The following is a 3395-nucleotide window of genomic DNA, read 5'->3' as shown; positions in this document are numbered from 1 at the left end:
GGCAGCTGTGGTGTTCGGTGGGGGAGGTCGACATGGCGGCAGTGAACGTTCCGGGACCTGAACCGGACGGGGAGGAAGCTCCCGCGTACCAGGGCGGGAAGCGCAACCCTGCGTTCCAGTCGAGCGTGTGGGAGTACGCGGCAAGCTCGTTTCGAGTGGTGGCGGGGCTGCAACCGCCCCTGGCGGCGCTCGCGGCCCGGTTGCGACTGACCGTCGAACGAGGCTGGGAAGACCTCGGCTACGTGCACGTTGCCATGTTCCGCATCGGGAAGACGGACTTCGCGCTGAGCGAGTTGGAAGGAGCGACCGTCCCGTACACGGTCGTCGGGGTGAGCCGCTCGGTGGACGATGTGGACGCGGTGCTCGACATCCTGCTCAACGCCCTTGGCATCGGCCGCGAGGCGCTGGCCTTCCGCGGCACCGTGGAGACCGGCTTCGAGAACTGCAACGGCCGGCCCGGGTAGGGCCGACGACCGAGCCCACCGCTCACGCGGGTTCGGATCCGAGCGATCCCGCCCTGAACGTCCACGCCGGCCAAGTCCTCACCGAGCGCATCGACCGCGACAACGTCGACACCTTCGTCCTGGCCTGCGACGAACACGACGCCGAGCCCTACCGCCGGACCGACGACGGCAGCCCACTCAAAGCCGTATGAACCCCCGAAGGATCAACGCTAGTACTGGAAGAGTACTTCCGGATTGTTCGGCGAGGGGCCGTCCAGCAGCGGACTGTGGATCCCCTTCAGCGTCCGGTCGAAGAACGCTGTCACGTACTCGCGGGTGATCACCACCCCGCGTTCCGGGGAGAGGGGCCCCGGCGCCGGGAACCCGGCCTCGTCCAGGAGCAGGTCCAGGTCGGTGAAGCTGGTGTGGTCGGCGCCGGCGACCGTCAGCCACTTCTTGTAGCCGCCGAGGGCGGCCCAGGCCTGCCCCCACGTGGTGTCGTGGCTGCTGGGCAAGTGGTTGGCGGCCGCACCCAGCATGAGGAGCGGCCGGTCGATCTGGCCGGGCATCGGGGCCGGGTGGAAGCTGCCGTCCATGTTCACCCCGGCCCGTACTCGCGGGTCGGCGATCATCGTGGCGGCGGCCGCCGCTCCGCCGATGGAGTGTCCGGCCATGCCGATCTCGTGCTTGTCGATGAGGTGTGCCAGGGGCCACGCGGTATTGCCATGCGTCAACTGGTCGATCACGAAGGACACGTCCAGCGCGCGGCTGGCGGCGACGGAGTCGAAGTCGAGCGCCGGGTTGTGGCAGATCGCGCACGTCGGCGTCCGGCCGTTCGCCAGCGTCTCGCCGCTGTCCTCGTAGGTGTGGCCGACGAGCGCGACGACGTAGCCGTGACTGGCCAGGTCGGTCGCGAGCGAGGTGAGCGTCATGCGCTGGTCCTCGAACCCGGGTGAGAGGACCACCAGCGGATACTTGCCGCGCTGCGGCCACGCGCCGTCGAAGGCGTGAGTGGTGACGCCGGAAAGGTTCTGTGCGGTGACGCCGGAGCTCGCCGGCATCCCCCGGAACTGGATGGCTCCGGCTGCCTCGGCGAGGGTCATGTAAGGGGCCGGAGTCCCGGTCCCGGGGACGGCCGGGTAGACCATCGTGACGGCCAGTTGGCGGGGGCCGGATGACGGCACCCACGGGTCGGGACGGCCCGCGTCGGTGAGGTGGATGACGTCCTCGCCGGCGGCGTAGGGGCCGGTCGGCGCGGGGAGCGTGCCGTGGAAGGACGGCGTGGGCGCGGTGCCCGTGGCCGGTGCGGTGTCGAACGCGTGCGTGGCCACCGGTGTGCCCGACGGTGTGGTCGTGGCGGCGAACCCGGCGCCGGTTCCGGTGACGAGGGCGGCGAGCGCCAGCACCGCGACAGCGCTGATACGGCGATTGCGTTTCATGGGATCGACGCTAGGTTCCGCAGCTCCGTGTCGAATCGGCCCGTGGATGTAAACACTCCGGTGTCGTTCGTAGCCCCCGCGAGGTACCGGAGTAATCCGCCGGGAGTATGTCGTGCGGCGCGGAGGTTCCCTTCGCCAGCATCGTCGAGCGCCACCTTCGTCCTGGCCTACGACGAACACGACGCCGAGCCCTGCCGCTGCACTGGCCCGTGGTGCGCGTGGGAAGTCGGCGGGGCCGACTTCTGGCGCGAGGCGGTGCGGTGCGGTGCACGGGGCCGCCGGGTGGCGGGCCGCGGTCGGCCGCGTCGTCGCACGTGACAAACCCGGCGACACCGGCGGCCGTCCCCGGGATACTGGTCGCCCATGGATGAGGTCACGGTCGTCGTCGCCCATTCCGAGCGCGCGACCCTGCGCGTCGGAGACGTGTTCCTGAAGGTGGACGCCGATCAGGCGCGGATCGACGTCGAGGTCGAGGCGATGTCCCTCGCACCGGTCCCGACCCCGAAGGTCCTGTGGCGCAAGCCGCCCGTGCTCGCGATCGCCGCGCTCCCGGGGAGGACCCTCGGGCGCCTCGGCGGGCCGTCGACCGGGTCACCGGCGGAGTGGGCCGCGGCGGGCGCCGCCATCCGGAAGCTGCACGACGCGCCGCTGCCGCCCAGGCTCGGCCGGGCCGGCCGGAGCGTCGTCGCGCTGACGGCGGAACTCGACGACGAGTGCGAGGTGCTCGTGACGAACGGCGTCCTGCCCGCCGACCTGGTCACCCGCAATCGCGAGGTCGCCGAGGCCGCGTTCCGGCCGTGGACTCCGGCGTTCACGCACGGAGACCTGCAGGTCGCGCACCTGTTCGTCGACGATGGCGAGGTCACCGGCATCATCGACTGGTCCGAGGCGGGCCGGGGTGACGCCCTGTACGACCTCGCCACCTTCACGCTCGGACACGAGGAGCACCTCGACGACGTCATCGCCGGGTACGGCACCGACGTCGACCTCGACGTGATCCGCGCGTGGTGGTCGTTGCGAAGCCTGCTGGCGGTTCGCTGGCTGATCGAGCACGGCTTCGACCCCTTCGCGCCGGGCTGCGAGGTCGACGCGCTGAGATCCCGGATGTGAAGCCGCGCGGGCCCGCCTTGTGCACAGGAGGTCGGCCCAGCCGACTTCCTGTGCGGGAGAGCTGAAGCCGCCACGCTCCTTCGCACAGGTCGCCCACCCGCCCGCCCCTTCCAGGAACCGCAAGAGCAACGGCGGGCCTGGCCAAGCTTGGCCAGGCCCGCCGAAACCACCATCAAGCAGCACTCGCGTCGCCTCACCATCCGTTGCCGCTTCGGCAGGGCCGAAGCGGCAACGGCACGGTGCACCGCCGCTCCTGCGCAGGAAGTCGGTGGGGTCGACTTCCTATGCGTGGATGGTGGCTTGGGTGCGGCAGTGGGTGAGGGCGTAGGTGAGGCGGGTGTCGGGGTTGGGGGTGGTGGTGAGGAGTTCGCCGGCGGTGACGAGGGTGGTCCAGTAGCGGGTG

The 3395-nt window shown here is 70.8% G+C and carries 3 protein-coding genes; 2 read left to right on the top strand and 1 reads right to left on the bottom strand.

What is annotated here, in order from left to right:
- A partial coding sequence (locus ACIQOV_RS33580) for a hypothetical protein (RefSeq protein WP_401054547.1) occupies nucleotides 1-464 on the top strand: 464 nt, incomplete at its 5' end.
- A gap of 209 nt (nucleotides 465-673) precedes the next feature.
- Here ACIQOV_RS33580 and ACIQOV_RS33575 read toward each other — a convergent pair.
- A complete protein-coding gene (locus ACIQOV_RS33575) occupies nucleotides 674-1882 on the bottom strand; it encodes an alpha/beta hydrolase family protein (protein WP_401054545.1) in 1209 nt (402 codons plus the stop codon).
- 363 nt (nucleotides 1883-2245) lie between these two features.
- On the opposite strand from ACIQOV_RS33575, the gene ACIQOV_RS33570 reads away from it, so the two are divergent.
- Entirely contained in the window at nucleotides 2246-2992 is a 747-nt protein-coding gene (locus ACIQOV_RS33570) for a phosphotransferase family protein (RefSeq protein WP_401054543.1), read from the top strand.
- The last annotated feature ends 403 nt before the right edge of the window (nucleotides 2993-3395 follow it).

The organism is Kitasatospora sp. NPDC091257 (assembly GCF_044757675.1).
GTDB classification, from domain to species: domain Bacteria; phylum Actinomycetota; class Actinomycetes; order Streptomycetales; family Streptomycetaceae; genus Kitasatospora; species Kitasatospora lactacystinica.
The sequence above is the reverse complement of the archived record's forward strand: the minus strand, read 5'-3'. Positions and strand labels throughout refer to the sequence as shown.